Here is a 24814-nt window from a genome sequence, read left to right on the forward strand (position 1 = left end):
GATGAAAGTTCCTGCTTTATTTGTACAGTGAGTAACCGTTTCGGTATCCGTAATGGATTTCTTGTTCTTTGCACATTGAAACCGTGCTTTGTAGAAATCGGCTGCTATTTTACTTTATTTAATACCAATAATGGTAAATTATCATTTCAGCTATGATTAAAAAGATTATAACGACTTGTTTTGGTTTGGTTTTTGGGTTTTGTGTATTTGGAGTGGGTCTGGTTGCCATTGCTATTTTGGTAACGTATCCGAAACTGCCGTCTTTGGATTCTTTGCAGCATTACCAGCCTAAAATGCCGTTGACTATTTATTCGGCGGATGGAGAAGTCATCGGTATGTATGGGGAGCAGCGGCGCGAATTTACAAAAATCGGCGATTTCCCCGAGGTGTTGCGGAATGCGGTTATCGCCGCCGAGGATAAACGCTTTTACCGGCATTGGGGGGTAGATGTTTGGGGCGTTGCCCGCGCTGCCGTCGGCAATGTCGTGTCCGGCAGCATGCAGTCGGGTGCGAGTACGATTACACAGCAGGTGGCGAAAAATTTTTATTTGAGCAGTGAAAAAACGTTCACACGAAAATTCAATGAGGCGTTGCTTGCCTATAAAATCGAGCAGTCTTTAAGCAAAGATAAAATCCTCGAGTTGTATTTCAATCAGATTTACCTCGGTCAGCGCGCCTATGGTTTTGCATCTGCCGCGCAAATCTATTTCAATAAGAATGTCCAAGATTTAACTTTGGCGGAAGCCGCCATGCTTGCGGGACTGCCTAAGGCCCCGTCTGCCTATAATCCGATTGTTAATCCGGAACGTGCCAAGTTGCGCCAGAAGTATATTTTGAACAATATGCTCGAGGAGAAGATGATTACCGTGCAACAGCGCGATCAGGCGTTGAATGAGGAGCTGCATTACGAGCGGTTTGTTCAGAAAATCGATCAGAGTGCTTTATATGTGGCGGAAATGGTGCGTCAGGAACTGTATGAAAAATATGGTGAAGATGCCTATACGCAGGGTTTTAAGGTTTATACCACGGTCCGCACCGATCATCAGAAGGCGGCAACCGAGGCATTGCGCAAGGCTCTACGGAATTTCGATCGCGGCAGCAGCTACCGCGGTGCGGAAAACTATATCGATTTGAGTAAGAGTGAAGATGTCGAGGAGACTGTCAGCCAGTATCTGTCGGGACTCTATACTGTCGATAAAATGGTTCCCGCCGTTGTGTTGGATGTTACCAAAAAGAAAAATGTCGTCATGCAGCTGCCCGGCGGCAGGCGGGTTACGCTTGACAGGCGCGCCTTGGGTTTTGCGGCCCGCGCGGTCGATAATGAGAAAATGGGGGAGGACCGTATCCGCAGGGGCGCGGTCATCCGTGTCAAAAACAACGGCGGGCGTTGGGCGGTAGTTCAAGAGCCGTTGCTGCAGGGGGCTTTGGTTTCGTTGGATGCAAAAACCGGGGCTGTGCGCGCGCTGGTCGGCGGTTATGATTTTCACAGCAAAACATTCAATCGTGCCGTTCAGGCAATGCGGCAGCCGGGTTCGACCTTTAAGCCGTTTGTCTATTCGGCGGCATTATCTAAGGGGATGACCGCGTCCACAATGGTTAACGATGCGCCGATTTCCCTGCCGGGGAAAGGGCCGAACGGTTCGGTGTGGACACCTAAAAATTCAGACGGCAGATATTCGGGATATATCACTTTAAGGCAGGCTCTGACGGCTTCCAAGAATATGGTTTCCATCCGTATTTTGATGTCTATCGGTGTCGGTTACGCGCAACAGTATATCCGGCGTTTCGGCTTCAAACCGTCCGAGCTGCCTGTCAGCCTGTCTATGGCTTTAGGTACGGGCGAGACGACACCGTTGAGGATAGCGGAGGCATATAGCGTATTCGCAAACGGGGGTTATAGGGTTTCTTCGCACGTGATCGATAAGATTTATGACAGAGACGGCAGGTTGCGCGCCCAAATGCAACCTTTGGTGGCCGGGCAAAATGCGCCTCAGGCAATCGATCCGCGCAATGCCTATATTATGTATAAGATTATGCAGGATGTGGTCCGTGTCGGTACGGCAAGGGGGGCAGCTGCGTTGGGAAGAACGGATATTGCCGGTAAAACGGGTACGACCAATGATAATAAGGATGCGTGGTTTGTCGGTTTTAACCCTGATGTGGTTACTGCCGTATATATCGGCTTCGACAAACCTAAGAGTATGGGGCGTGCCGGCTACGGCGGTACGATTGCGGTGCCGGTTTGGGTGGACTACATGCGTTTTGCGTTGAAAGGAAAGCAGGGCAAAGGGATGAAAATGCCTGAAGGTGTGGTCAGCAGCAATGGCGAATACTATATGAAGGAACGTATGGTAACCGATCCGGGCTTGATGCTGGACAACAGCGGTATTGCGCCGCAACCTTCCCGACGGGCAAAAGAAGATGATGAAGCGGCAGTAGAAAACGAACAGCAGGGAAGGTCTGACGAAACGCGTCAGGACGTACAGGAAACGCCGGCACTTCCGAGCAATACGGATTCCAAACAGCAGCAGTTGGATTCCCTGTTTTAAAGACTCCGCAAAATGCCGTCTGAAAAGTCTTTCAGACGGCATTTTAGATTTGGCAGTGGCAATTTTTTAAATGTTTGCGGTCGGTCAAGTGGGGGGGAATACGGTTTCCGTATAATTGGGGTCAGTTTTCCTCTAGAGAGGCGGCGGCATCTGCTGCGTCAAACCAGCTTCCGACAGTTCGGTTGGTCTCGTCAATACCTTGTTTTTTCAGGCTGGAAAACAGCTGTACGCTGATGTTTTGCCTGTCGGAATAAGGTTTGAGCAGTTTTTTGACTTGGGACAGGGTTTTTATCTGTTCGTTTTTGGATAATTTGTCGGCTTTTGACAGCAGGATGTGAACCGGTCGACCTGTGGTGTGGAAAAAGTCCAGCATACGGATGTCGAGTTCTTTTAAAGGATGGCGGGCATCCATAATCAGAATCAGACCGATAAGCTGTTTGCGCTGTTGCAGATAGTCGCCGAGCAGCTTGACCCAATGTGCGCGTACTGCTTCGGGGACTTGGGCATAACCGTAGCCGGGCAAATCGACCATAAAATTGCCGTTCTGCAGCTCAAAAAAGTTGATATGCTGCGTCCGTCCCGGTGTTTTTGAAACGTAGGCAAGACGGACATGGTTGGTCAGGGTATTGATGGCGCTGGATTTTCCGGCATTGCTCCTGCCGACAAAGGCAATTTCGAGCGGTGTGTCGGGCAGGTCTTTGAGATGGTTTACCGTCGTGAAGAATTTGGCGTTTTGAAAAAGGTTCATGGGCATATCCTTGTTTTTCCGCCGCCGTTTGTCCGACAGCAAAAATATGCGGTTGGTTTTATGTGAAACACAGTAGTAATTTAATGTAAATTTAGTATAGAATATCACGTTTACAGAATCATCGGTTTTAATCGGGTCAAAAATCCCGTATTTGAATATAAAAAGAGCATTGTTGCGTTATCCAATGCTGTAATCAGGAGCACTCCATGAAACGATTGACTTTATTGGCCTTTGTTTTGGCTGCCGGTGCGGTTTCCGCATCTCCCAAAGCAGACGTGGAAAAAGGCAAACAGGTTGCCGCAACGGTTTGTGCGGCTTGCCATGCAGCAGACGGTAACAGCGGCATTGCGATGTATCCGCGTTTGGCGGCACAGCATACTGCTTACATCTATCATCAAACTATCGGTATCCGCGACGGCAAACGCACCCACGGTTCGGCAGCTGTGATGAAACCGATGGTAATGAATTTGAGCGATCAGGATATTTTGAATGTATCCGCATTCTATGCCAAACAGCAGCCTAAATCCGGCGAAGCCAATCCTAAGGAAAATCCCGAATTGGGCGCGAAAATCTATCGCGGCGGTTTGAGCGATAAAAAATTGCCGGCGTGTATGTCCTGCCACGGTCCGAGCGGTGCGGGTATGCCCGGGGGGGGAAGTGAAATTCAGGCTTATCCGCGCTTGGGAGGACAACATCAGGCATATATTATCGACCAGATGAACGCTTATAAATCCGGTCAGCGCAAAAATGCCATTATGGCGGATATTGCAAACCGAATGTCCGAAGAAGATTTAAAAGCAGTTGCTAACTTTATCCAGGGTTTGCGTTAATCATCCAAGGGTCTGCTTCAGAAGCCGTCTGAAAAGGTTTTCAGACGGCTTCAGACAATTTTGCGATAAGTTTTCTAAATCGCATTTGTTGGGATTGATATAAACCATCTTTATAGTCTTGAAATAAAAGGCATCAAGACAGTAGAATCGGAGCAGAGTGTCCTTTATTGTCCGATTCCGTCTTCTATATTCCTGATTGCGGAAGAAACACACAATGAGTAAATCCCGTAGATCTACCCCGCTTCTTTTACATCCGTGGTTCGCTTTTTTCAGCTCCATGCGCTTTGCGGTCGCCTTGCTCAGTCTGCTGGGTATTGCATCGGTTATCGGTACGGTGTTGCAGCAAAACCAGCCGCAGACGGATTATCTGGTCAAATTCGGATCGTTTTGGGCGCAGATTTTTGGTTTTCTGGGACTGTATGATGTCTATGCTTCGGCATGGTTCGTTGTCATTATGCTCTTTTTGGTCATCTCGACCAGTTTGTGCCTGATTCGCAATGTGCCGCCGTTCTGGCGCGAAATGAAGTCTTTTCGGGAAAAGGTTAAAGAAAAATCTCTGGCGGCGATGCGCCATTCTTTACTGTTGGATGTAAAAATTGCCCCCGAAGTTGCCAAACGTTATCTGGAGGTGCAGGGTTTTCAGGGAAAAACCGTCAGCCGTGAGGACGGGTCGGTTCTGATTGCCGCCAAAAAAGGCACGATGAACAAATGGGGCTATATCTTTGCCCATGTTGCTTTGATTGTCATTTGCCTGGGCGGGCTGATAGACAGTAACCTGCTGTTGAAACTGGGTATGCTGACCGGTCGGATTGTTCCGGACAATCAGGCGGTTTATGCCAAGGATTTCAAGCCCGAAAGTATTTTGGGTGCGTCCAATCTCTCATTTAGGGGCAACGTCAATATTTCCGAAGGGCAAAGTGCGGATGTGGTTTTCCTTAATGCCGACAACGGGATGTTGGTTCAGGACTTGCCTTTTGAAGTCAAACTGAAAAAATTTCATATCGACTTTTACAATACCGGTATGCCGCGCGATTTTGCCAGTGATATTGAAGTAACGGACAAGGCAACCGGTGAGAAACTCAAGCGCACCATCCGCGTGAACCATCCTTTGACCTTGCACGGTATCACGATTTATCAGGCGAGTTTTGCCGACGGCGGTTCGGATTTGACATTCAAGGCGTGGAATTTGGGTGATGCTTCGCGCGAACCTGTCGTGTTGAAGGCAACCTCCGTGCGGCAGTTTCCGTTGGAAATTGGCAAACACAAATATCGTCTTGAGTTCGATCAGTTCACTTCGATGAACGTGGAGGACATGAGTGAGGACGGGAAACGGGAAAAAAGTCTGAAATCCACGCTGAACGATGTCCGCGCCGTTACTCAGGAAGGTAAAAAATACACCAATATCGGCCCTTCCATTGTTTACCGTATCCGTGATGCGGCAGGGCAGGCGGTCGAATATAAAAACTATATGCTGCCGATTTTGCAGGACAAAGATTATTTTTGGCTGACCGGCACGCGCAGCGGCTTGCAGCAGCAATACCGCTGGCTGCGTATTCCTTTGGACAAACAAGGGAAAGCAGATACCTTCATGGCATTGCGTGAGTTTTTGAAAGATGGGGAAGGGCGCAAACGTCTGGTTGCCGACGCAACCAAAGACGCACCTGCCGAAATCCGCGAACAATTCATGCTGGCTGCGGAAAACACGCTGAACATCTTTGCACAAAAAGGCTATTTGGGATTGGACGAATTTATTACGTCCAATATCCCGAAAGAGCAGCAGGAGAAAATGCAGGGCTATTTCTACGAAATGCTTTACGGCGTGATGAACGCTGCTTTGGATGAAACCATACGCCGGTACGGCTTGCCGGAATGGCAGCAGGATGAAGCGCGGAACCGTTTCCTGCTGCACAGTATGGATGCATACACGGGATTGACGGAATATCCCGCGCCCATGCTACTCCAGCTTGACGGGTTTTCGGAAGTGCGCTCTTCAGGTTTGCAGATGACCCGCTCGCCCGGTTCGCTTTTGGTCTATCTTGGTTCGGTATTGTTGGTTTTAGGTACGGTATTCATGTTTTATGTTCGGGAAAAGCGCGCATGGATATTGTTTTCAGACGGCAAAATCCGTTTTGCTATGTCTTCGGCCCGCAGCGAACGGGATTTGCAGAAGGAATTTCCAAAACATGTCGAGAGTCTGCAACGGCTCGGCAAGGACTTGAATCATGACTGAACACTATAAAACCCTTCCTGAACACGAACTGCTGGTCCGAAAGTCTTTTATCCGTAATTTGAATATCTGGGATTGGGTGTTTGCCGCGCTGGTTTTTTCGGGTACGGTTTTCGTACAGACCCGTTCCGGTATGCATATGGACATTTACGAAACGGTCATGTTGTGGGCGAGTGCCGGTATTGCCGTGTTTTTGGGTTGGTTTTTCAAACCGATGCGCTGGTTTGTTCCTTTAAGCGTATTGCTTGCCTATGCCGCCGTCGGTCTGTATGGCGGCAATATCAAATCGGCAGAGATTTTCCTGTTGCGGTATTTCCTCAGCAGCCAATCGGCGATTATGTGGCAGTGCGCCTTTGTCTTTTTCGCCCTGTTCGCCTATATTTCGGGCGCGGTTTTGGCAAGCGTAAAAAATGTGCCGACCAACACGCTGTTGGGTATGGGAACCGTGTTTGCATGGGTGTCTGCCGTAGCAGGCTTTACTGGTCTGCTGGTACGTTGGCACGAAAGCTATCTGCTCCGTCCCGATGCGGGGCATATTCCGGTTTCCAACCTTTATGAAGTGTTCATTCTGTTTTTGGTCATTACCGCGCTGATGTATCTGTATTACGAGGGTAAATTTGCCGTGCAGAAATTGGGCGGCTTCGTGTTCGGCTTTATGGCGGTCGTGGTTGGATTTGTCTTGTGGTACAGCGTGTCGCGTGAGGCGCATACCATCCAGCCGCTGATTCCCGCGCTCCAGTCCTGGTGGATGAAAATCCACGTTCCGGCAAACTTTATCGGTTACGGCGCGTTTTGCATTTCCGCGATGCTCGGTATTGCTGAACTGGTTTCCCTGCGTGCGGAAGGAAAAGGCGGAAAACTGTGGCTGCCGCCATCGGCATTGATCGACGAGGTGATGTATAAGGCGATTGCCGTCGGCTTTCTGTTCTTTACCATTGCCACCATTTTGGGTGCGCTGTGGGCGGCGGATGCTTGGGGACGCTATTGGAGTTGGGACCCGAAAGAGACGTGGGCGTTCATCGTCTGGCTCAATTACGCCGTTTGGCTGCACTTGCGGCTGGTTGCCGGTTGGCGCGGCAAAGTGCTGGCGTGGTGGGCGATTATCGGTTTGTTCGTAACCGCATTTGCCTTTATCGGCGTGAATATGTTTTTGAGCGGGCTGCATTCTTACGGAACGCTTTGATACGGTGCGACGATGCCGTCTGAAGGGTTTCAGACGGCATTTCCCGCTTTTTGGCGCACCGTTTTTTCAATTTTCGGACGGTATCGGATTATGTTGGTATTGGGAATCGAATCTTCTTGCGACGAAACAGGCGTCGCGCTTTATGATACGGAATGCGGATTGCGGGCGCACTGCCTGCACACGCAGATGGCAATGCACGCCGAATACGGCGGGGTTGTGCCGGAATTGGCAAGCCGCGACCATATCCGCCGCCTTGTTCCGTTGACTGAAGGCTGTTTGGCGCAGGCGGGCGCATCGTATGGCGACATTGACGCGGTTGCCTTTACGCAGGGACCCGGTTTGGGCGGCGCGCTGCTGGCGGGTTCGAGCTACGCCAATGCCCTGGCTTTAGCGTTGGATAAGCCTGTTATTCCCGTCCATCATTTGGAAGGACATCTGCTGTCGCCGCTGTTGGCGGAGGAAAAACCCGACTTTCCTTTTGTCGCGCTGCTGGTTTCGGGCGGGCATACGCAGATTATGGCGGTCAGGGGCATAGGCGACTACGAGCTTTTGGGCGAGAGCGTCGATGATGCGGCGGGCGAGGCATTCGACAAAACGGCGAAACTGCTGGGCTTGCCGTATCCGGGCGGTGCGAAACTGTCGGAACTTGCGGAATCGGGCAGGCCCGAAGCGTTTGTTTTTCCGCGCCCGATGATTCATTCCGACGATTTGCAGATGAGTTTTTCAGGTTTGAAAACCGCTGTTTTGACTGCCGTTGAAAAAGTGCGTGAGGCAAACGGTTCGGAAACCATTCCCGAGCAGACCCGCAACGACATCTGCCGTGCGTTTCAAGATGCGGTGGTAGATGTGTTGGAGGCAAAAGTGAAAAAAGCCCTGTTGCAGACAGGGTTCAGAACCGTAGTGGTTGCCGGCGGGGTCGGTGCAAACCGCAAACTCCGCGAAACTTTCGGCAACATGACGGTGCAAATCCCGACCCCCAAAGGCAAGCCGAAACATCCGTCCGAAAAAGTCAGCGTGTTTTTCCCGCCGATGGCATATTGCACGGACAACGGTGCCATGATTGCCTTTGCCGGTGCGATGCACCTGGGCAAGGGCAGGGAGGTCGGTGCGTTCAATGTCCGTCCGCGCTGGCCGTTGTCCGAAATCGTCAAATGACAAAATGCCGTCTGAAATTGTTCAGACGGCATTTTTATTTTCGTTACGGCGTTTTATAGCGGTTGTACATGAACAGATACTGGGTAGGAAAGCGGCGTATCCAATATTCGGTATTGCGGTTGAATACGGCGGCATCGTGGGCTTTGTCGCCGTTCAATTCCCCTTGGACGGGGCGGATGTGCAAATCGAAACCCTGTCCGCCAGGCAGGCGTTCGCAGCAGAAAAACAGGGTTTTCACGCCTTTGACGTGTGCCAATTTTGCCGCCAGCGTCATGGTATAGGCAGGTTTTCCGAAAAAGTCCGCCCATACGCCTTCCCCGCCTTCTTGAGGGGAGGGGACGTGGTCGGGCAGGACGATGGTTGCTTCGCCCGAACGCAGGGCTTTGATGATTTGTTTGACCCCTTGTATGCTGGTAGGCGCGGTTTTGCCTTTGCCGCGAACCCTGCCTGCCTGCATCACTTTGTCTATTGCTTTAATTTTCGGCGGTTTATACATGGCGGTTAAGGGGAATGGCAGCCGTTGGCTGATATATCGCCCCCCTAAGTCGTAGCTGCCGATGTGCGGCGTGATAAACAGCAGCCCTTCGCCCTTGTCCAAAGCCTGCTGCACGTGTTCCCAGCCGTGTACCGCTTTGAACATTGTTTCTATGTCTTCCGGTTTTTTGAAAAATGCGAGGGCAAGTTCCAAACCGCCTTTTGCCGTTTCCGCAAAAACGGCTTTGACCGTTTTTGGGTCGGGATTCATGCCTGCCTGACGCATATTGGCAATAATGCGTTCCCGGTCTTCTTTGCGCAGGTAAAACGCCAGATGTCCGAGGAAAACACCCAATTTGTGCAGAAAGGGCAGGGGCAGCAGGGAAAAGGATTTGAGGAGGGCGGTCAGTAGGATGTGCATAACGGGGAAGCAAGGGGGAAACAGCCTGAATTGTAAACGAAACATGCCGTCTGAAAAAGGGAAGTATTGCGGCGGAAAGGCTTTTCTGCTACCATCCGCGCTGCATTAAGAGTTGGGAATTCCATGCCAACCTGCTTTTCAAAAGGAAAAGTAAGGTGGACGGTTGAAAAGCCGATGTGGCTCACCAGAGCAATCCAAACCCGCTTGATGCGGGAATTTTTTTGCCTGTACGAAACGTACGGGCAGAGATTCCAAAGTATAGTGGATTAACAAAAACCAGTACAGCGTTGCCTCGCCTTAGCTCAAAGAGAACGATTCTCTAAGGTGCTGAAGTACCAAGTGAATCGGTTCCGTACTATTTGTACTGTCTGCGGCTTCGTCGCCTTGTCCTGATTTTTGTTAATCCACTATACCATTCAAATGGGAATGTTTCTCAACTGGATGGCACGAATAGGGAAATTTTGCTATATTTCCCGCTGTTTGACATTATGTTCATACAACATGCCGTCTGAAGAAGATGGTTTGTTTTTCAAGGAAAATCTCAATGAGCGAATATCTGTTTACTTCCGAATCGGTATCCGAAGGCCATCCGGACAAAGTGGCCGACCAAGTGTCCGATGCGATTTTGGATGCCATTTTGGCGCAAGACCCAAAAGCGCGTGTCGCCGCGGAAACCTTGGTCAACACAGGCTTGTGCGTATTGGCGGGCGAAATTACCACCACTGCCCAAGTGGACTACATCAAAGTCGCACGCGAAACCATCAAACGCATCGGCTACAACTCCTCCGAGCTGGGCTTTGATGCCAACGGCTGCGCAGTCGGCGTGTACTACGACCAACAATCCCCCGACATCGCCCAAGGCGTAAACGAAGGCGAAGGCATCGACCTGAACCAAGGCGCAGGCGACCAAGGTTTGATGTTCGGCTACGCCTGCGACGAAACCCCGACCCTGATGCCGTTTGCCATCTATTACAGCCACCGCCTGATGCAGCGTCAAAGCGAATTGCGCAAAGACGGCCGCCTGCCTTGGCTGCGTCCTGATGCCAAAGCCCAACTGACCGTGGTTTACGACAGCGAAACCGGCAAAGTAAAACGCATCGACACCGTCGTCCTGTCCACCCAGCACGATCCTGCCATCAGCCATGAAGAACTGAGCAAAGCCGTGATTGAGCAGATTATCAAGCCCGTCCTGCCGTCTGAAATGCTGACTGCCGAAACCAAATACCTGATCAACCCGACCGGTCGTTTCGTCATCGGCGGCCCGCAAGGCGACTGCGGTTTGACCGGTCGTAAAATCATCGTTGATACCTACGGCGGCGCGGCTCCGCACGGCGGCGGCGCGTTTTCCGGTAAAGACCCGTCCAAAGTGGACCGTTCCGCCGCCTACGCCTGCCGTTATGTGGCGAAAAACATCGTCGCCGCAGGCTTGGCAACCCAATGCCAAATCCAAGTTTCCTACGCCATCGGCGTTGCCGAACCGACTTCGATTTCCATCGACACTTTCGGTACGGGCAAAATCAGCGAGGAAAAACTGATTGCGCTGGTTCGCGAACATTTCGACCTGCGCCCCAAAGGCATCGTCCAAATGCTCGACCTCTTGCGCCCGATTTACGGAAAATCCGCCGCTTACGGACATTTCGGCCGCGAAGAACCTGAGTTCACTTGGGAACGCACCGACAAAATAGCCGCATTGAAAGCAGCCGCGGGGCTGTAATTTGGTCTGAATAAAGAAATGCCGTCTGAAACCGAACTGCCTCCGGAGGCGGTTTGTGTTTCAGACGGCATTTTTGCAGCCTTAATGTTGCGTTACAATCGGAATTCTCGGTTCGTAGAGCAGGTCGTAAGTCGGTTTGTTGAGCAGGTCTTGGAGCGTGAAGCCGTCCAAATAGGTAAAAAACGACTTCATCGCGCCGCCGAGTATGCCCGTCAGACGGCAGGACGGCGTAATCAGGCATTCGTTGTTCGGGCCCATACATTCGACCAGCTGCATCGGTTCGAGATGGCGGACGACCGCGCCGATATTGATGCGTTCGGGCGGCGATGCCAGCCTCAGCCCGCCGCCTTTTCCGCGTACGCTGTGTAAGAACCCGCCTTTGACCAGCGCGGTAACCACCTTCATCAGATGGCTTTTGGAAATGCCGTAGGTCGAGGCGATGGTAGCGATGTTGACCAGCGCGTCGTCGTTGACGGCGGTGTAGATGAGGACGCGCAGCCCGTAGTCCGTATGTTGTGTCAAATACATGATTTTCTCGGTATGGATCGTTATTCTTATCGGTACGGTTTAAGTTTCACTAATGGTTGAAACCCTGTCCGTCGGGGCGGTAGAATGCAGCCTGCCTGCGGCGGTATGCCGTCTGAAGCACCCGTCCTGCCGTTTGATAATTTGTTATTGTAACTCAAAATGATGAAACCGTTGAAACGACATCCCGCCCTTATCGGGCTTTCGCGCGACCACCACCATTCGCTTTCCCTGTGCGTGCGGCTGCTGCGTACGCCGGAAGAGGGGCATCGGGACGAACTCGAACCGCATTTTGCCGAACTGGAAATCCATTTCTGTGAAGAGGAAACCATGTTCGCCTCTGTCTGGCAGAATATTGCCCCCGAGCTTAAAGCCCGTTTCGAGAGGGATCATGCCAAACTGCGGCAGATGATGGCGCAACCCGAATACGGGAGCAAAATATGGAACACGGATTTTGCCGTCACGCTCCGCGATCACGCGCGGTTTGAAGAACGCGAGCTGTTTCCCGCCGCCGAACCGTTTTTGCCGTCCGGGCCTGCCGGTTCGGAGGGGTAAAATATTAACGACAAATAAGGAACACGAATGAGCGCATTTACCAAGCACCCCGTCTGGGCAATGGCGTTCCGCCCGTTTTATTCGCTGGCGGCGCTGTACGGCGCATTGTCCGTATTGCTGTGGGGTTTCGGCTACACGGGAACGCCGGATCTGCCCGGTTTTTACTGGCACGCGCATGAGATGATTTGGGGTTATGCCGGCCTCGTCGTCGTCGCCTTCCTGCTGACCGCCGTCGCCACTTGGACGGGGCAGCCGCCTACGAGGGGCGGCGTTCTGGTCGGGCTGACCGCCTTTTGGCTGGCTGCGCGGATTGCCGCCTTTATCCCGGGTTGGGGTGCGGCGGCAAGCGGCATACTCGGCACGCTGTTTTTTTGGTATGGCGCGGTGTGTATGGCTTTGCCTGTCATCCGTTCGCAGAATCAGCGCAATTATGCCGCCGTGTTCGCGCTGTTCGTCTTGGGCGGCACGCACGCGGCGTTCCACGTCCAACTGCACAACGGCAATTTCGAGGGGCTGTTGGGCGGTTTGCAGTCGGGGCTGATTATGGTGTCGGGCTTTATCGGTCTGATCGGGATGCGGATTATTTCGTTTTTTACGTCCAAACGTTTGAACGTGCCGCAGATTCCCAGTCCGAAATGGGTGGCGCAGGCTTCGCTGTGGCTGCCTATGTTGACCGCCATGCTGATGGCGCACGGCGCGCTGCCTTGGCTGTCTGCCGTTTTTGCCTTTGCGGCAGGCGTGATTTTTACCGTGCAGGTTTACCGTTGGTGGTATAGACCCGTATTGAAAGAGCCGATGCTGTGGATTCTGTTTGCCGGTTATCTGTTTACCGGATTGGGGCTGATTGCGGTCGGCGCGTCTTATTTCAAACCCGCTTTCCTTAATTTGGGCGTGCACCTGATCGGCGTGGGCGGCATCGGCGTGCTGACTTTGGGTATGATGGCGCGTACCGCGCTCGGTCATACGGGCAATCCCATTTATCCGTCGCCCAAATCCGTTCCGGTCGCATTTTGGCTGATGATGGCGGCAACTGCCGTCCGCATGGTTGCCGTATTTTCTTCCGGTACCGCCTATACGCACAGCATACGCACGTCGTCGGTTTTGTTTGCCCTCGCGCTTTTGGTGTATGCGTGGAAGTATATTCCTTGGCTGATCCGTCCGCGCTCCGACGGCAGGCCCGGTTGAGTAAAACCGCCGCAGATTCCCGGTCTGCGGCGGTTTCGGTTTGGGTGGGATGCCGTCTGAACATCAATTCTCATCAGACCGGCCGTCGCGCGTGGCTTTGGCTTCTTCAAAATAGCGGTACAGGGAGGGGCGGTCCCGGTTAAGCAGGATGGTTTCCAAAGTGTCCAACTGCCTGCCCAAGCCCCGAATCAGCTCCAACAGGTTGTCCCTGTTGGCAAGACAGATGTCCGCCCACACGGCAGGGTGGCTGGAGGCGGTGCGGGTAAAGTCCTGAAAGCCCGTGGCGGCAAATTTCAGATACGCCTTTCCGTCGGGGTGGTCGAAAAGCTGGTGGACGTAGGCGAAGGCGGCAAGGTGGGGCATATGGGAGACGGCGGCAAAAACCGCATCGTGTTTTTGCGCGTCCATCGTATAAATTTCGGCCCCGACGGCGCGCCACAGGTTTTCTATCAATGCGATGCCGTCTGAATCTTCGCCGCCGTGTGGTGTGATGATGAGTTTTCTATTTTGGAACAGCCCGTACTGCGCCGCATCTGCCCCGCTTTTGTCGGAGCCGGCAATCGGGTGCGCGGCGATGCAGCGGTGAATGCTGTCGGGCAGGCAGCGTCGGAAAGCCTCGATAACGGAGATTTTGGTGCTGCCGACATCGGAAATCCAAGTGTGTTCCGGCAAAACGGGGCGCAGCGCGGTCAAAATGGTGGGAACGGTGGCGACGGGCGTGGCAATCAGCACCAAATCCGCACCGCCGATGCTGTTTTTATCGATGGCAACGGAAGCGCGGTCAATCACGCCGCGTTCCAGCGCGCGTTGCAGGTTGTCGCGGTCGGTGTCGATACCGGTAACGGTGCGGACGAGTCCCTGCCTTTTGAGGTCGAGAACGAACGAACCGCCGATCAGCCCTACACCGATGAGGGCAATATGGTTCAAAATGGGCATTTGTGTAAAGATTTTCGTCAACTGCCGTTATGGTAGCGTATCGGCGGAATATGCCGCAAGGTCGGCAGGAAAAAGGAGAAGAAATGGACAAAATCAGAGTTGCCGCCGTACAGATGGTTTCAGGATTGTCGCCGCAAAAAAATATCGAAACGATGGGGCGTTTGGTCAAACAAGCGGCGCAGTGCGGTGCGGATTGGGTGCTGTTGCCCGAATATTGGGTGCTGATGGGCGCAAACGATACCGACAAACTTGCGCTTGCCGAGCCTTTGGGCGGCGGGCGTTTTCAGACGGCATTGAGTGAAACGGCGAAAGAATGCGGCGTGGTGCTGTTCGGCGGAACCGTGCCGCTGCAAAGCCGCGAGGCGGGCAAAGTGATGAATACGCTGTTGGTGTACGGACAGGACGGCGTAAGGACGGGTCTGTACCACAAAATGCACCTCTTCGGTTTTTCCGGTTTGGGCGAACGCTATGCCGAATCCGATACCATCCGCGCGGGCGGGGAAGTGCCGCACTTGTCGGCAGAGGGCGTGTCTGTGGCGGCAGGTATTTGTTACGATGTCCGCTTTCCCGAATTTTTCCGCCGCCAACTGCCGTTTGACGTATTGATGCTTCCGGCGGCATTTACCCACACGACGGGCAAGGCGCATTGGGAGTTGCTGCTGCGCGCGCGTGCGGTGGAGAACCAATGTTATGTTGTCGCGGCGGCGCAGGGCGGATTGCACGAAAACGGCAGGCGCACGTTCGGACACAGTATGATTGTCGATCCGTGGGGCGACGTGTTGGACGTATTGCCCGAAGGCGAAGGCATCGTTACGGCAGACATCGATGCCAACCGCCTGAACAGCGTCCGCAACCGCCTGCCCGCCTTGAAACACCGGGTTTTGGATGCCGTCTGAACGCGGCAGGCGGTTTGTTCCGCCGCTCTGTTCCTTACCGCCCGAACCGCCCGCCGTCTGCGGCGGTAGAATCCGAACGGCTGCGGAAGCCGCCGCTTTCCGCCTGTTGCCTGATGTGCCGTCCCGCGTGCCGAGACAGCCGCACAAACAATTTTTAATCCGGATACTTTAAATGTTTTACCAAATCCTTGCCCTGATTATCTGGAGCAGCTCGTTTATTGCCGCCAAATATGCCTATGGCGGCATCGACCCCGCACTGATGGTCGGCGCGCGCCTGTTGATTGCCGCGCTGCCGGCACTGCCCGCCTGCCGCCGGCATATCGGTAAGATTCCGCGCGAGGAATGGAAGCCCCTGCTGATTGCGGCGTTTGTCAACTATGTTCTGACCCTGCTGCTCCAGTTTGTCGGCTTGAAATACACTTCCGCCGCCAGTGCATCGGTCATTGTCGGACTCGAGCCGTTGATGATGGTTTTTATCGGACACTTTTTCTTCAACGACAAAGCCGAAACCCATCATTGGATATGCGGCGCGGCGGCATTTGCCGGCATCGCGCTGCTGATGGCGGGCGGGGCGGAAGCCGGCGGAGAAATCGACTGGTTCGGCTGCCTGCTGGTGTTGTTGGCGGGCGCGGGATTTTGTGCCGCCATGCGTCCGACGCAAAGGCTGGTTGCCCGCATCGGCGCACCGGCGGTTACATCCGTTTCCATAGCCGCATCTTCGTTGATGTGCCTGCCGTTTTCGCTTGCACTGGCACAAAGTTATACCGTGGACTGGAGCGTCGGAATGGTATTGTCGCTGCTGTATTTGGGCTTGGGATGCGGCTGGTGCGCCTATTGGCTATGGAACAAAGGGATGAGCCGTGTTCCTGCCAACGTGTCGGGACTGTTGATTTCGCTCGAACCCGTCGTCGGCGTGCTGCTGGCGGTTTTGATTTTGGGCGAACATTTATCGCCCGTATCCATTTTAGGCGTGTCGATTGTTATCGCTGCCACGCTGTCCGCCGCCCGGCTGCCGCATCAAAGATAAAGTTGGGAAGCGGTGTTTGACGGTTGCCGAATAGGCGGAAATCTTTCCATCGCCATTCCTGCGAAAGCGGGAATCCGGGTTTTCCGTCATTCCCACGGAAGTGGGAATCCAGTCCGTTCGGTTTCGGTTTTTCCCGATAGATTCCCGCCGCGTCGGATGTTTGGATTCCCGCCTGCGCGGGAATGACGAAAGCAGCCTTTCCGCCGTCATTCCCACGAAAGTGGGAATCTAGAAACTCAAAGCTGCAAGAATTTATCGGAAATGACTGAAACCGAACGGACCGGATTCCCGCCTGCGCGGGAATGACGAGGTTTTAGATTGCACGGATTTATCCGCTCCGCCGTCATTCCCACGAAAGTGGGAATCTAGGAATGAAAGGCAGCAGGAATTTATCGGAAACAACTGAAACCGAACAGACCGGATTCCCTCCTGAGCGGGAATGACGAATCCATCCGCACGGAAACCTGCACCACGTCATTCCCACGAAAGTGGGAATCCAGAACGTAAAATCTAACGTAAAATCTAAAGAAACCGTTTTATCCGATAAGTTTCTGCACTGACAGACCTAGATTCCCGCCTGCGCGGGAATGACGGAAAGCGGCGGGAATGACGGGATTTCAGGCATTTGTTTTTGATTTTTGCAGAAACGGAAAACCGCCGCAATGGCGGCGGTCGGCTTGCCGGCGGATGCCGGTTTCGGGGATTAGAATTTCACACGGACACCGGCGGTATATTCGTGATCCCAAACTTTAGCATTTTCAAACTTGCCCAAATAATTGAAGCGGTAGCCCAAATCCAAAGTTACGTTGGGTGCGACTTCAAAGCCGACACCGCCCAATGCGCCGACGCTTACTTTGGTTTTTTTATAGTCTTCGGCTTTCAAACGGTTCAGACCCAAACGCGCGCCGACATAAGGTTTGACGATGGAATTGGTATTGAAGTCTTTGATGACGGCAACGCCTGCGCCTTGGAGTGTGGCGGTGACATCATCATTTTTGTCGCGGATGCGGTAGTAATCTGCGGCAATACGCATATCGCCGGTATCATAACCGACAGAAACGCGAGGGATAAAATCGCTGCCTCTAAGTGTTTCACCATCGGCGTGAATGGAGACAGAGGCAACGCCCACGTCACCTTGTACATAAACACCCGGTTGGCTGTCGGCGGCAAATGCGGCAGCGGGAAGGGCAAGCACGGTTAATGCAGTAAGGAGTTTTTTCATTTTTTGATTCCTAAAAATGTTCAAAAGTTTTTGAATATCGGAATCCGTTAGGGAATCCGTTAGGGAATCCGTTAGGGAATCCGTTAGGGAATCCCGTTCCATTATACAATATTTTTCAAATTTTTGTCCGCCTTCGGCCTTTTATCGTTCCGACTTTTCCGGTGTTGTCCGTGGCTTTTGTTGCCGCCTGTTTGTGCCGGTGTGCTAAAATTTTCCGTTTCCGCGTATTGTGTTTTCCGCCGCCGGGCGGTTTGTTTGCGAATCGGACGAGAATTTATGCCTTCTGCCCATTATCCTGAGATGAATGAAAAACTGATGGCGGTCCTGATGGCGATGCTGGTCGCGCTGATGCCGTTTTCCATCGATGCCTACCTGCCGGCGATTCCCGAAATGGCGCAATCGCTGGGTGCGGATGTCCACCGTATCGAACAGAGCCTGAGTGTGTTTATGTTCGGCACGGCGTTCGGACAGGTGGTCGGCGGTTCGGTGTCCGACATCAAAGGGCGCAAACCCGTCGCGCTGACCGGATTGGCCGTCTACTGCCTTGCCGTTGCCGCCATCGTATTTGCCTCAAGTGCCGAACAGCTCCTCAACCTGCGCGTCGTGCAGGCATTCGGCGCGGGTATGACCGTCGTCATCGTCGGCGCAATGGTGCGCGATTATTATTCCGGACGCAAAGCCGCGCAGATGTTTGCCCTTATCGGCATCATTCTGATGGTTGTGCCGCTGGTTGCACCTATGGCCGGCGCGGTATTGCAGAGTTTGGGCGGCTGGCAGGCGATTTTCGTTTTTTTGGCGGCTTATTCGCTGGTGTTGTTCGGTTTGGTGCAGTATTTCCTGCCCAAGCCCGCCGCCGGCGGCAAAATCGGACGGGACGTGTTCGGACTGGCGGCGGGGCGGTTCAAGCGCGTATTGAAAACCCGTGCCGCGATGGGTTATCTGTTTTTTCAGGCATTCAGCTTCGGTTCGATGTTCGCCTTTCTGACCGAATCTTCCTTCGTGTATCAGCAGCTTTACCGCGTTACGCCGCATCAATACGCTTGGGCGTTTGCGCTCAACATCATTACGATGATGTTTTTCAACCGTATTACCGCGTGGCGGCTTAAAACCGGCGCGCATCCGCAAAGCATCCTGCTGTGGGGGATTGTCGTCCAGTTTGCCGCCAACCTGTCCCAACTCGCCGCCGTGCTGTTTTTCGGGTTGCCCCCGTTTTGGCTGCTGGTTGCGTGCGTGATGTTTTCCGTCGGCACACAGGGCTTGGTCGGTGCGAACACGCAGGCGTGTTTCATGTCCTATTTCAAAGAAGAGGGCGGCAGCGCGAACGCCGTGTTGGGCGTGTTCCAGTCCTTAATCGGCGCGGGCGTGGGCATGGCGGCAACCGTCCTGCACGACGGTTCGGCAACCGTGATGGCGGCAACGATGACCGCCTCGACATCGTGCGGCATCGTGCTGCTGTGGCTGTGTTCGCACCGGGCGTGGAAGGAAAACGAACAGAGCGAATACCTTTAACGGAAAATGCCGTCTGAAGCCGCTTCAGACGGCATTTGATGTTAGAATGCACGGCAAATTACTGTTCAGGCGAAATTATGTCCCAAACTATCGACGAACTCCTCATCCCGCACCGCAACGCCATCGACACCATCGATGCCGAAATCCTGTGCCTGCTCAACGAACGCGCGCAACACGCACACGCCATCGGCGAATTGAAAGGCACGGGCGCGGTGTACCGCCCCGAACGCGAAGTCGCCGTGTTGCGCCGCATTCAGGATTTGAACAAAGGCCCGCTGCCCGACGAATCCGTCGCCCGCTTGTTCAGGGAAGTGATGAGCGAGTGCCTCGCCGTCGAACGTCCGTTGACCATCGCCTATCTGGGGCCGCAGGGTACGTTTACCCAACAGGCGGCGATTAAGCATTTCGGTCATGCCGCACACACTATGGCGTGTCCGACCATAGACGACTGCTTCAAACAGGTTGAAACGCGTCAGGCGGATTATCTGGTCGCCCCCGTGGAAAATTCGACCGAAGGCTCGGTCGGGCGCACGTTGGATTTGCTTGCCGTTACCTCATTGCAGGCTTGCGGCGAAGTCGTCTTGCGCATACACCACAACCTTCTGCGTAAAAACAGCAGCAGTACCGAAGGCATCACCAAAGTATTTTCGCACGCACAGGCGTTGGCGCAGTGCAACGACTGGCTGGGCAGACACCTTCCCAACGCCGAGAGGGTGGCGGTCTCCAGCAATGCCGAAGCCGCGCGGCTGGTTGCCGAATCGGACGACGGTACGGTTGCCGCCATTGCCGGGCGTACTGCGGCGGAAATCTACGGACTCAGCCCCGTGGCCGAGTGCATTGAGGATGAGACGAACAACACCACGCGCTTCCTGGTTATGGGTCATCATGAAACCGGTGCCGGCGGCAGCGACAAAACCTCGCTGGTCGTTTCCGCACCCAACCGGGCGGGCGCGGTTGCTTCGCTACTGCAACCCCTTACCGAATCAGGCATTTCCATGACCAAGTTTGAGAGCCGTCCCGGAAAGGCGGCGTTGTGGGAATACCTGTTCTTTATCGATATCGAGGGACACCGGACGGATGACAAGGTTCAGACGGCATTAAAACAGTTGGGCGGGCGCGCTTCGTTCGTCAAAATCATCGGTTCGTATCCGACTGCCGTTTTGTAGTCGCGGCAGCGTTCAGACGGCATTTCCACAACGATTATGTCCGAATACCGAGTCAACCACGAACCCGTTTTTATGCTGGCATCTTCGCCTTGGCGCGAAAGCAGCCTGTGGGTTGAAGCATTCAGCCGCCGTTACGGGCGTGTGGCTTTGCTGGCGCGCAGCGCGCGCAAACGGCAGAGCGAGCTGCGCGGCGTATTGGTTCCGTTCGTCCCTGTCAGCGTGTCGTGGTACGGCAGTCAGGAACTCAAAACCCTTCACCGCGCCGAATGGGTTGGCGGTTGGCGGCAGCCGCAGGGCAGGGCGTTGTTTGGCGGATTGTATGTGAACGAGCTGGTTTTAAAACTGACCGCGCGCGAAGATCCCATGCCTGAGTTATACGATGCATTGGCTGAAGTGATGAAGGCAGTCTGCTGCGAGGCAGACCATGTTGCCGATTTGCGCCGCTTCGAGTGGAAGCTGTTGACGGTCTTAGGCGTCGCCCCCGATTTGCATACGGACGGAGAGGGCAGGGAAATCCAGTCCTCCGCTAGATACTGTATCAGACCGGAAGAAGCAGTCATGCCCGTAGGCAGGGAATGTGTTTTGCCGTCTGAAACCGTCATTATTGCCGACGGGCAGAGCCTGATTGATTTGCAGACGGGCAGTTTCGGCAGTGCGCAAAGCCTTCAGGATGCCCTGAAAATCACACGGCTGCTGACAGGCAGCCTGCTTCCTGAAGGGGTGAAGTCGAGGCAGGTTTTGGAACAGATACGGCAGTTTGACCGTCGTGCAACATAGGTGCCGACGCAGCGCACCGGTATGCTGCAAAATAAAAAATCGAAGAGAAAAGGAAACATTATGCTTCTGGGTGTCAACATCGACCACATCGCCACCGTCCGCAACGCGCGCGGCACGACCTATCCCAGCCCCGTGGAAGCGGCATTGGTTGCCGAAACGCACGGTGCGGATTTGATTACCATGCACCTGCGCGAAGACCGCCGCCACATTAAAGACGCAGACGTGTTTGCCGTCAAAAACGCCATCCGCACGCGCCTGAACCTTGAAATGGCGTTGACCGAAGAAATGCTTGAAAACGCGCTTAAAGTGATGCCGGAAGACGTGTGCATCGTGCCGGAAAAACGTCAGGAAATCACGACCGAAGGCGGTTTGGACGTATTGGCGCAACAGGAAAAAATCGCCGAATTCACCAAAATCCTGACCGGCGCAGGCATCCGAGTCTCGCTCTTTATCGATGCCGACAACGAGCAAATCCAAGCCGCCCGTGATGTCGGCGCACCCGTTATCGAGCTGCACACCGGCGCATACGCTGATGCACACAGCCACGCCGAACAAATCAAACAATTCGAGCGTTTGCAAAACGGCGCGCATTTTGCCAGCGATTTGGGCTTGGTCGTCAACGCCGGACACGGACTGACCATACACAACGTTACCCCCATCGCCCAAATCCTCGCCATCCGCGAGCTGAACATCGGGCATTCGCTGATTTCGCAGGCACTTTTCCTCGGATTGTCCGAGGCCGTGCGCCAGATGAAGGAGGCGATGTTCCGTGCAAGAATGCTGCCGTAAGGGCAGGCAAACCGTTTCAGACGGCATTTCACGACAAAGGAGCGCAAATATGATTTACGGCATCGGTACAGACATCGTTTCCCTCAAGCGCATCATCCGCCTGAGCAAAAAGTTCGGACAGGCGTTTGCCGAGCGCATCCTTACTCCGGAAGAGTTGCTTGAATTCCCTCAGGCGGGCAAACCCGTCAACTACCTTGCCAAACGCTTTGCCGCCAAAGAAGCCTTTGCCAAAGCCGTCGGTACGGGCATACGCGGCGCGGTTTCCTTCCGCAACATCGGCATCGGGCACGACGCATTGGGCAAACCCGAATTTTTCTATGCCCCCGCCCTGTCCAAATGGCTGGAGGAACAAGGCATCAGCCGCGTCAGCCTGAGTATGGCGGACGAAGGCGATACCGTGTTGGCGTTTGCCGTTGCCGAAAAATAATGCCGTCTGAAATACGGCAAACCCTTGACGGCATTGCCCGTCCCTCATTTGCACTCCGACCGACCAACCGCATACCCGCCATGATCCAAGACACCCGCCCCTTTATCCGCGTCGTTGCCGGCATCCTGCTCGATTCAGACGGCAACTACCTGCTCAGCTCGCGCCCCGAAGGCAAGCCCTATGCCGGATATTGGGAATTTGCCGGCGGCAAAGTCGAGGCGGGCGAAACCGACTTTCAAGCCCTGCAACGCGAGTTCGACGAAGAACTCGGCATCCGCATCCTCGCCGCCACGCCTTGGCTGACCAAAATCCATTCCTACGAACACGCCCGCGTCTGCCTGAAATTCTTATGGGTCAACCCCGACCAATGGACGGGCGGACCGCAATCCCGCGAAGGACAGGAATGGTCGTGGCAGAAGGCGGGTGATTTTACCGTTGCCCCCATGCTGCCTGCCAACGGCGCGCTTTTGCGTTCGCTGTCCGTTCCGCGCCGTTTGTACGGCAGCCTGAAAACGGGTTTGTACGGGGAGAACAGTATGGGCGCGTACCGCGTCCTGCCTTTGGGTTCGGCAGAGAGAAGCGGTGCGAACGTTTTGATGGAGGCGGCGCAATGGCAGGACAGACCCGAACACGCCGACAGCGTGTGGATGATGGTGCAGACCCGCGAACAATGGAGGCAGGCGCAGGAAAAGGGCGCGGATGTGGTCGTGTGGCGCGTGTGCGATGATGTTCAGGCACAAGAGGCTGCAGAAGCCCTGCGGCACGGCGTATCTGTGCCGCTCGTACTTGCAGCAAACGGACAGACAGTCGAACGTTATGGGAAACTATGGCTCGGATTGGGGGCGCACGCGGTGGTAAGGGATGAAAAAATGGGGAACGGAAATGGCTAAAAACCGCAAATTACTGCTTGCCGCACTGCTGCTGATTGCCTTTGCCGCCTTCAAGCTCGTTTTGTTGCAATGGTGGCAGGCGCAGCAGCCGCAAGCTGTGGCGGCGCAATGCGATTTGACCGAAGGTTGCACGCTGCCGGACGGAAGCCGCGTCCGCGCCGCCGCCGTTTCAACCAAAAAACCGTTTGATATTTATATCGAACACGCGCCCGCCGGCACGGAACAGGTCAGCATCAGCTTCAGTATGAAAAATATGGATATGGGTTTCAACCGCTATATGTTCGAGCGGCAACCGTCGGGGACTTGGCAGGCAGTACGCATCCGCCTGCCCGTCTGTGTCGAAGGCAGGCGCGATTTTACGGCGGACATTACAATCGGCAGTCGGACATTTCAGACGGCATTTACCGCCGAATAAACCTTTCAATCCGCCATTGCCGGAACATCCGTCCGGAAAGGACACGCTATGAATACTTTATATACACTTTTCGCCACCTGCCCGCGCGGCTTGGAAACCGTTTTATCTCAAGAACTCGGAAGCCTCGGCTGTACCGATGTTCAAGCGTTTGACGGCGGCGTTTCCTGCCGGGGCGGATTGGAACAGGCCTACGCCGCCAACCTGCACTCGCGCACCGCCAGCCGTATCCTGCTGCGTCTGACCAAAGGCACATACCGCAATGAGCGGGACATCTACAAACTTGCCAAAAACATCAACTGGTTCAATTGGTTTACTTTACAGCAGACGTTCAAAGTTAAAGTCGAGGCAAAGCGTGCCAACGTTAAGAGCATCCAATTTGTCGGACTGACCGTCAAAGATGCCGTCTGCGATGCCTTCCGCGACATTTACGACGCACGTCCGAGCGTGGACAAAGCCGCGCCCGATGTCCGCATCCACGCCTTTTTGGATGAACGCAATGTCGAAATCTTCATCGATACTTCGGGCGAAGCCCTGTTTAAACGCGGCTACCGCCTGGATACCGGCGAAGCCCCGCTGCGCGAAAACCTTGCTGCCGGACTGCTGCTCTCGGCAGGTTACGACGGCACGCAGCCGTTTCAGGATCCGTTTTGCGGCAGCGGCACGATTGCTATCGAAGCCGCTTGGATTGCCACAGGCCGCGCACCGGGCATGATGCGCCGTTTCGGTTTTGAGAAACTGCAAAATTTCGATAAAACGCTGTGGGCGGATTTGCGCCGCCGCGCCGAAGCGCAAACCCGCCCCGTCCGCGCCCCGATTTCGGGCAGCGACAACGACCGCCGCATCGTTCAGACGGCATTGGCCAACGCACGCAGTGCCGAAGTGGACGACATCGTTTCCTTCAGCGTTGCCGACGCGCAATCCGTCCGTCCGAACGGCGAAAACGGCATCATGGTGTCCAATCCGCCCTACGGCGTGCGCCTTGAGGAAGTCCACGCTTTGCAGGCACTGTATCCGCAACTGGGGACGTGGTTGAAGAAACATTACGCAGGCTGGCGGGTCGGTATGTTTACCGGCGACAGGGAAATGCCCAAATTCATGCGCCTGTCGCCAAAACGCAAAATCCCACTTTATAACGGCAACCTCGATTGCCGCCTGTTCCTGATTGATATGGTGCAGGGATCGAACCGTTGAGGA

Annotated in this window: 24 protein-coding genes and 1 riboswitch; of the genes, 19 read left to right on the top strand and 5 right to left on the bottom strand. The window is 54.1% G+C overall.

The features are described 5' to 3' along the window. Positions 1 to 152 precede the first annotated feature (152 nt). A complete protein-coding gene (locus RDY34_RS02645) occupies positions 153 to 2549 on the top strand; it encodes a penicillin-binding protein 1A (RefSeq protein WP_304711414.1) in 2397 nt (798 codons plus the stop codon). A 121-nt stretch (positions 2550 to 2670) separates the two neighbouring features. Here RDY34_RS02645 and yihA read toward each other — a convergent pair whose 3' ends face one another. After that, positions 2671 to 3297 carry a ribosome biogenesis GTP-binding protein YihA/YsxC gene (yihA, locus tag RDY34_RS02650; protein WP_025456630.1) on the bottom strand — a complete coding sequence of 209 codons (627 nt, stop codon included), beginning with the start codon at positions 3295 to 3297 and terminating at the stop codon, positions 2671 to 2673. Between the two features lie 206 nt (positions 3298 to 3503). Here yihA and RDY34_RS02655 point away from each other — a divergent pair, with 206 nt between their 5' ends. From RDY34_RS02655 to tsaD, 4 genes are all read left to right on the top strand, one after another. Next, entirely contained in the window at positions 3504 to 4127 is a 624-nt protein-coding gene (locus RDY34_RS02655; protein WP_127231103.1) for a c-type cytochrome, read from the top strand. A 277-nt stretch (positions 4128 to 4404) separates the two neighbouring features. Continuing rightward, positions 4405 to 6357, top strand: a complete 1953-nt coding sequence (locus RDY34_RS02660; RefSeq protein ID WP_308074979.1) for a cytochrome c biogenesis protein ResB — start codon at positions 4405 to 4407, stop codon at positions 6355 to 6357. Continuing rightward, the gene (gene ccsB / locus RDY34_RS02665) at positions 6350 to 7537 is read left to right on the top strand and encodes a c-type cytochrome biogenesis protein CcsB (RefSeq protein WP_304670985.1); all 1188 of its coding nucleotides are present in this window, start codon (positions 6350 to 6352) and stop codon (positions 7535 to 7537) included. Before RDY34_RS02660 ends, ccsB begins: the two co-directional genes overlap by 8 nt. A gap of 90 nt (positions 7538 to 7627) precedes the next feature. Then, complete coding sequence (gene tsaD / locus RDY34_RS02670; RefSeq protein WP_304670993.1) at positions 7628 to 8692, top strand: tRNA (adenosine(37)-N6)-threonylcarbamoyltransferase complex transferase subunit TsaD; 1065 nt, start codon at positions 7628 to 7630, stop codon at positions 8690 to 8692. 43 nt (positions 8693 to 8735) lie between these two features. On the opposite strand, the gene RDY34_RS02675 is transcribed toward tsaD, so the two are convergent. After that, a complete protein-coding gene (locus RDY34_RS02675; protein ID WP_443677869.1) occupies positions 8736 to 9587 on the bottom strand; it encodes a lysophospholipid acyltransferase family protein in 852 nt (283 codons plus the stop codon). 97 nt (positions 9588 to 9684) lie between these two features. Further along, positions 9685 to 9794, top strand: a riboswitch (SAM-I-IV-variant riboswitch). 337 nt (positions 9795 to 10131) lie between these two features. Here RDY34_RS02675 and metK point away from each other — a divergent pair. Continuing rightward, on the top strand, positions 10132 to 11301 hold the full coding sequence (gene metK, locus RDY34_RS02680; protein ID WP_003750250.1) for a methionine adenosyltransferase: 1170 nt from the start codon (positions 10132 to 10134) through the stop codon (positions 11299 to 11301). A gap of 81 nt (positions 11302 to 11382) precedes the next feature. On the opposite strand, the gene RDY34_RS02685 is transcribed toward metK, so the two are convergent. Next, entirely contained in the window at positions 11383 to 11829 is a 447-nt protein-coding gene (locus RDY34_RS02685; RefSeq protein ID WP_304674319.1) for an Rrf2 family transcriptional regulator, read from the bottom strand. 162 nt (positions 11830 to 11991) lie between these two features. Between RDY34_RS02685 and RDY34_RS02690 the strand changes: the two genes are divergently transcribed. After that, the gene (locus RDY34_RS02690; protein WP_118787530.1) at positions 11992 to 12381 is read left to right on the top strand and encodes a hemerythrin domain-containing protein; all 390 of its coding nucleotides are present in this window, start codon (positions 11992 to 11994) and stop codon (positions 12379 to 12381) included. A gap of 27 nt (positions 12382 to 12408) precedes the next feature. Continuing rightward, on the top strand, positions 12409 to 13566 hold the full coding sequence (locus tag RDY34_RS02695) for an NnrS family protein (RefSeq protein WP_118787498.1): 1158 nt from the start codon (positions 12409 to 12411) through the stop codon (positions 13564 to 13566). A gap of 63 nt (positions 13567 to 13629) precedes the next feature. Here RDY34_RS02695 and RDY34_RS02700 read toward each other — a convergent pair whose 3' ends face one another. Further along, positions 13630 to 14502 carry a prephenate dehydrogenase gene (locus RDY34_RS02700; RefSeq protein WP_118787497.1) on the bottom strand — a complete coding sequence of 291 codons (873 nt, stop codon included), beginning with the start codon at positions 14500 to 14502 and terminating at the stop codon, positions 13630 to 13632. Positions 14503 to 14585: 83 nt separating this feature from the next. Here RDY34_RS02700 and RDY34_RS02705 point away from each other — a divergent pair, with 83 nt between their 5' ends. Genes RDY34_RS02705 through RDY34_RS02715 form a run of 3 tightly spaced genes read left to right on the top strand, consistent with a single transcriptional unit; the run spans position 14586 to position 16425 of the window. After that, the gene (locus RDY34_RS02705; protein WP_308074404.1) at positions 14586 to 15398 is read left to right on the top strand and encodes a carbon-nitrogen hydrolase family protein; all 813 of its coding nucleotides are present in this window, start codon (positions 14586 to 14588) and stop codon (positions 15396 to 15398) included. After that, on the top strand, positions 15388 to 15570 hold the full coding sequence (locus tag RDY34_RS02710; protein ID WP_003750244.1) for a hypothetical protein: 183 nt from the start codon (positions 15388 to 15390) through the stop codon (positions 15568 to 15570). Before RDY34_RS02705 ends, RDY34_RS02710 begins: the two co-directional genes overlap by 11 nt. After that, a complete protein-coding gene (locus RDY34_RS02715; protein ID WP_003750243.1) occupies positions 15571 to 16425 on the top strand; it encodes a DMT family transporter in 855 nt (284 codons plus the stop codon). Between the two features lie 703 nt (positions 16426 to 17128). On the opposite strand, the gene RDY34_RS02720 is transcribed toward RDY34_RS02715, so the two are convergent. Next, positions 17129 to 17647, bottom strand: a complete 519-nt coding sequence (locus RDY34_RS02720) for an opacity family porin (RefSeq protein WP_101141708.1) — start codon at positions 17645 to 17647, stop codon at positions 17129 to 17131. A 276-nt stretch (positions 17648 to 17923) separates the two neighbouring features. Between RDY34_RS02720 and RDY34_RS02725 the strand changes: the two genes are divergently transcribed. The 8 genes from RDY34_RS02725 (at position 17924) to RDY34_RS02760 (ending at position 24811) form a co-directional block, all read left to right on the top strand. Beyond that, complete coding sequence (locus RDY34_RS02725) at positions 17924 to 19156, top strand: multidrug effflux MFS transporter (protein WP_308074403.1); 1233 nt, start codon at positions 17924 to 17926, stop codon at positions 19154 to 19156. Positions 19157 to 19194: 38 nt separating this feature from the next. Then, positions 19195 to 20322 carry a prephenate dehydratase gene (gene pheA, locus RDY34_RS02730; RefSeq protein WP_308074402.1) on the top strand — a complete coding sequence of 376 codons (1128 nt, stop codon included), beginning with the start codon at positions 19195 to 19197 and terminating at the stop codon, positions 20320 to 20322. 36 nt (positions 20323 to 20358) lie between these two features. Next, positions 20359 to 21099: a DNA repair protein RecO gene (gene recO / locus RDY34_RS02735; protein WP_304671989.1), complete on the top strand. Its 741-nt coding sequence runs from the start codon at positions 20359 to 20361 to the stop codon at positions 21097 to 21099. A gap of 60 nt (positions 21100 to 21159) precedes the next feature. Continuing rightward, positions 21160 to 21888, top strand: a complete 729-nt coding sequence (pdxJ, locus tag RDY34_RS02740; protein ID WP_308074400.1) for a pyridoxine 5'-phosphate synthase — start codon at positions 21160 to 21162, stop codon at positions 21886 to 21888. A 49-nt stretch (positions 21889 to 21937) separates the two neighbouring features. After that, a complete protein-coding gene (gene acpS / locus RDY34_RS02745) occupies positions 21938 to 22315 on the top strand; it encodes a holo-ACP synthase (RefSeq protein WP_308074399.1) in 378 nt (125 codons plus the stop codon). 80 nt (positions 22316 to 22395) lie between these two features. Continuing rightward, complete coding sequence (locus RDY34_RS02750; protein ID WP_308184459.1) at positions 22396 to 23205, top strand: NUDIX domain-containing protein; 810 nt, start codon at positions 22396 to 22398, stop codon at positions 23203 to 23205. Further along, positions 23198 to 23620 carry a hypothetical protein gene (locus RDY34_RS02755; RefSeq protein WP_003754236.1) on the top strand — a complete coding sequence of 141 codons (423 nt, stop codon included), beginning with the start codon at positions 23198 to 23200 and terminating at the stop codon, positions 23618 to 23620. The genes RDY34_RS02750 and RDY34_RS02755 overlap by 8 nt, the downstream gene beginning before the upstream one ends. A 48-nt stretch (positions 23621 to 23668) precedes the next feature. Beyond that, positions 23669 to 24811, top strand: coding sequence for a THUMP domain-containing class I SAM-dependent RNA methyltransferase (locus RDY34_RS02760; RefSeq protein ID WP_308184453.1), 1143 nt, complete (start codon positions 23669 to 23671; stop codon positions 24809 to 24811). The last annotated feature ends 3 nt before the right edge of the window (positions 24812 to 24814 follow it).

The sequence above is a fragment of the Neisseria polysaccharea genome (genome assembly GCF_963392925.1).
Classification (GTDB): Bacteria; Pseudomonadota; Gammaproteobacteria; order Burkholderiales; family Neisseriaceae; genus Neisseria; species Neisseria polysaccharea.

Excerpts from the sequence above, each read along its gene's own strand:
- RDY34_RS02660 (WP_308074979.1), top strand. The coding sequence starts at position 4,405 with ATGCGCTTTGCGGTCGCCTTGCTCAGTCTGCTGGGTATTGCATCGGTT.
- RDY34_RS02685 (WP_304674319.1), bottom strand. The coding sequence starts at position 11,829 with ATGTATTTGACACAACATACGGACTACGGGCTGCGCGTCCTCATCTAC.
- RDY34_RS02695 (WP_118787498.1), top strand. The coding sequence starts at position 12,409 with ATGAGCGCATTTACCAAGCACCCCGTCTGGGCAATGGCGTTCCGCCCG.
- RDY34_RS02675 (WP_443677869.1), bottom strand. The coding sequence starts at position 9,587 with ATGCACATCCTACTGACCGCCCTCCTCAAATCCTTTTCCCTGCTGCCC.
- RDY34_RS02710 (WP_003750244.1), top strand. The coding sequence starts at position 15,388 with ATGCCGTCTGAACGCGGCAGGCGGTTTGTTCCGCCGCTCTGTTCCTTA.
- RDY34_RS02720 (WP_101141708.1), bottom strand. The coding sequence starts at position 17,647 with ATGAAAAAACTCCTTACTGCATTAACCGTGCTTGCCCTTCCCGCTGCC.
- recO (WP_304671989.1), top strand. The coding sequence starts at position 20,359 with ATGTCCGAATACCGAGTCAACCACGAACCCGTTTTTATGCTGGCATCT.
- RDY34_RS02705 (WP_308074404.1), top strand. The coding sequence starts at position 14,586 with ATGGACAAAATCAGAGTTGCCGCCGTACAGATGGTTTCAGGATTGTCG.
- RDY34_RS02760 (WP_308184453.1), top strand. The coding sequence starts at position 23,669 with ATGAATACTTTATATACACTTTTCGCCACCTGCCCGCGCGGCTTGGAA.
- RDY34_RS02690 (WP_118787530.1), top strand. The coding sequence starts at position 11,992 with ATGAAACCGTTGAAACGACATCCCGCCCTTATCGGGCTTTCGCGCGAC.
- RDY34_RS02725 (WP_308074403.1), top strand. The coding sequence starts at position 17,924 with ATGCCTTCTGCCCATTATCCTGAGATGAATGAAAAACTGATGGCGGTC.
- metK (WP_003750250.1), top strand. The coding sequence starts at position 10,132 with ATGAGCGAATATCTGTTTACTTCCGAATCGGTATCCGAAGGCCATCCG.
- RDY34_RS02655 (WP_127231103.1), top strand. The coding sequence starts at position 3,504 with ATGAAACGATTGACTTTATTGGCCTTTGTTTTGGCTGCCGGTGCGGTT.
- pheA (WP_308074402.1), top strand. The coding sequence starts at position 19,195 with ATGTTAGAATGCACGGCAAATTACTGTTCAGGCGAAATTATGTCCCAA.
- RDY34_RS02645 (WP_304711414.1), top strand. The coding sequence starts at position 153 with ATGATTAAAAAGATTATAACGACTTGTTTTGGTTTGGTTTTTGGGTTT.
- tsaD (WP_304670993.1), top strand. The coding sequence starts at position 7,628 with ATGTTGGTATTGGGAATCGAATCTTCTTGCGACGAAACAGGCGTCGCG.
- ccsB (WP_304670985.1), top strand. The coding sequence starts at position 6,350 with ATGACTGAACACTATAAAACCCTTCCTGAACACGAACTGCTGGTCCGA.
- RDY34_RS02700 (WP_118787497.1), bottom strand. The coding sequence starts at position 14,502 with ATGCCCATTTTGAACCATATTGCCCTCATCGGTGTAGGGCTGATCGGC.
- RDY34_RS02755 (WP_003754236.1), top strand. The coding sequence starts at position 23,198 with ATGGCTAAAAACCGCAAATTACTGCTTGCCGCACTGCTGCTGATTGCC.
- RDY34_RS02715 (WP_003750243.1), top strand. The coding sequence starts at position 15,571 with ATGTTTTACCAAATCCTTGCCCTGATTATCTGGAGCAGCTCGTTTATT.
- acpS (WP_308074399.1), top strand. The coding sequence starts at position 21,938 with ATGATTTACGGCATCGGTACAGACATCGTTTCCCTCAAGCGCATCATC.
- pdxJ (WP_308074400.1), top strand. The coding sequence starts at position 21,160 with ATGCTTCTGGGTGTCAACATCGACCACATCGCCACCGTCCGCAACGCG.
- yihA (WP_025456630.1), bottom strand. The coding sequence starts at position 3,297 with ATGAACCTTTTTCAAAACGCCAAATTCTTCACGACGGTAAACCATCTC.
- RDY34_RS02750 (WP_308184459.1), top strand. The coding sequence starts at position 22,396 with ATGATCCAAGACACCCGCCCCTTTATCCGCGTCGTTGCCGGCATCCTG.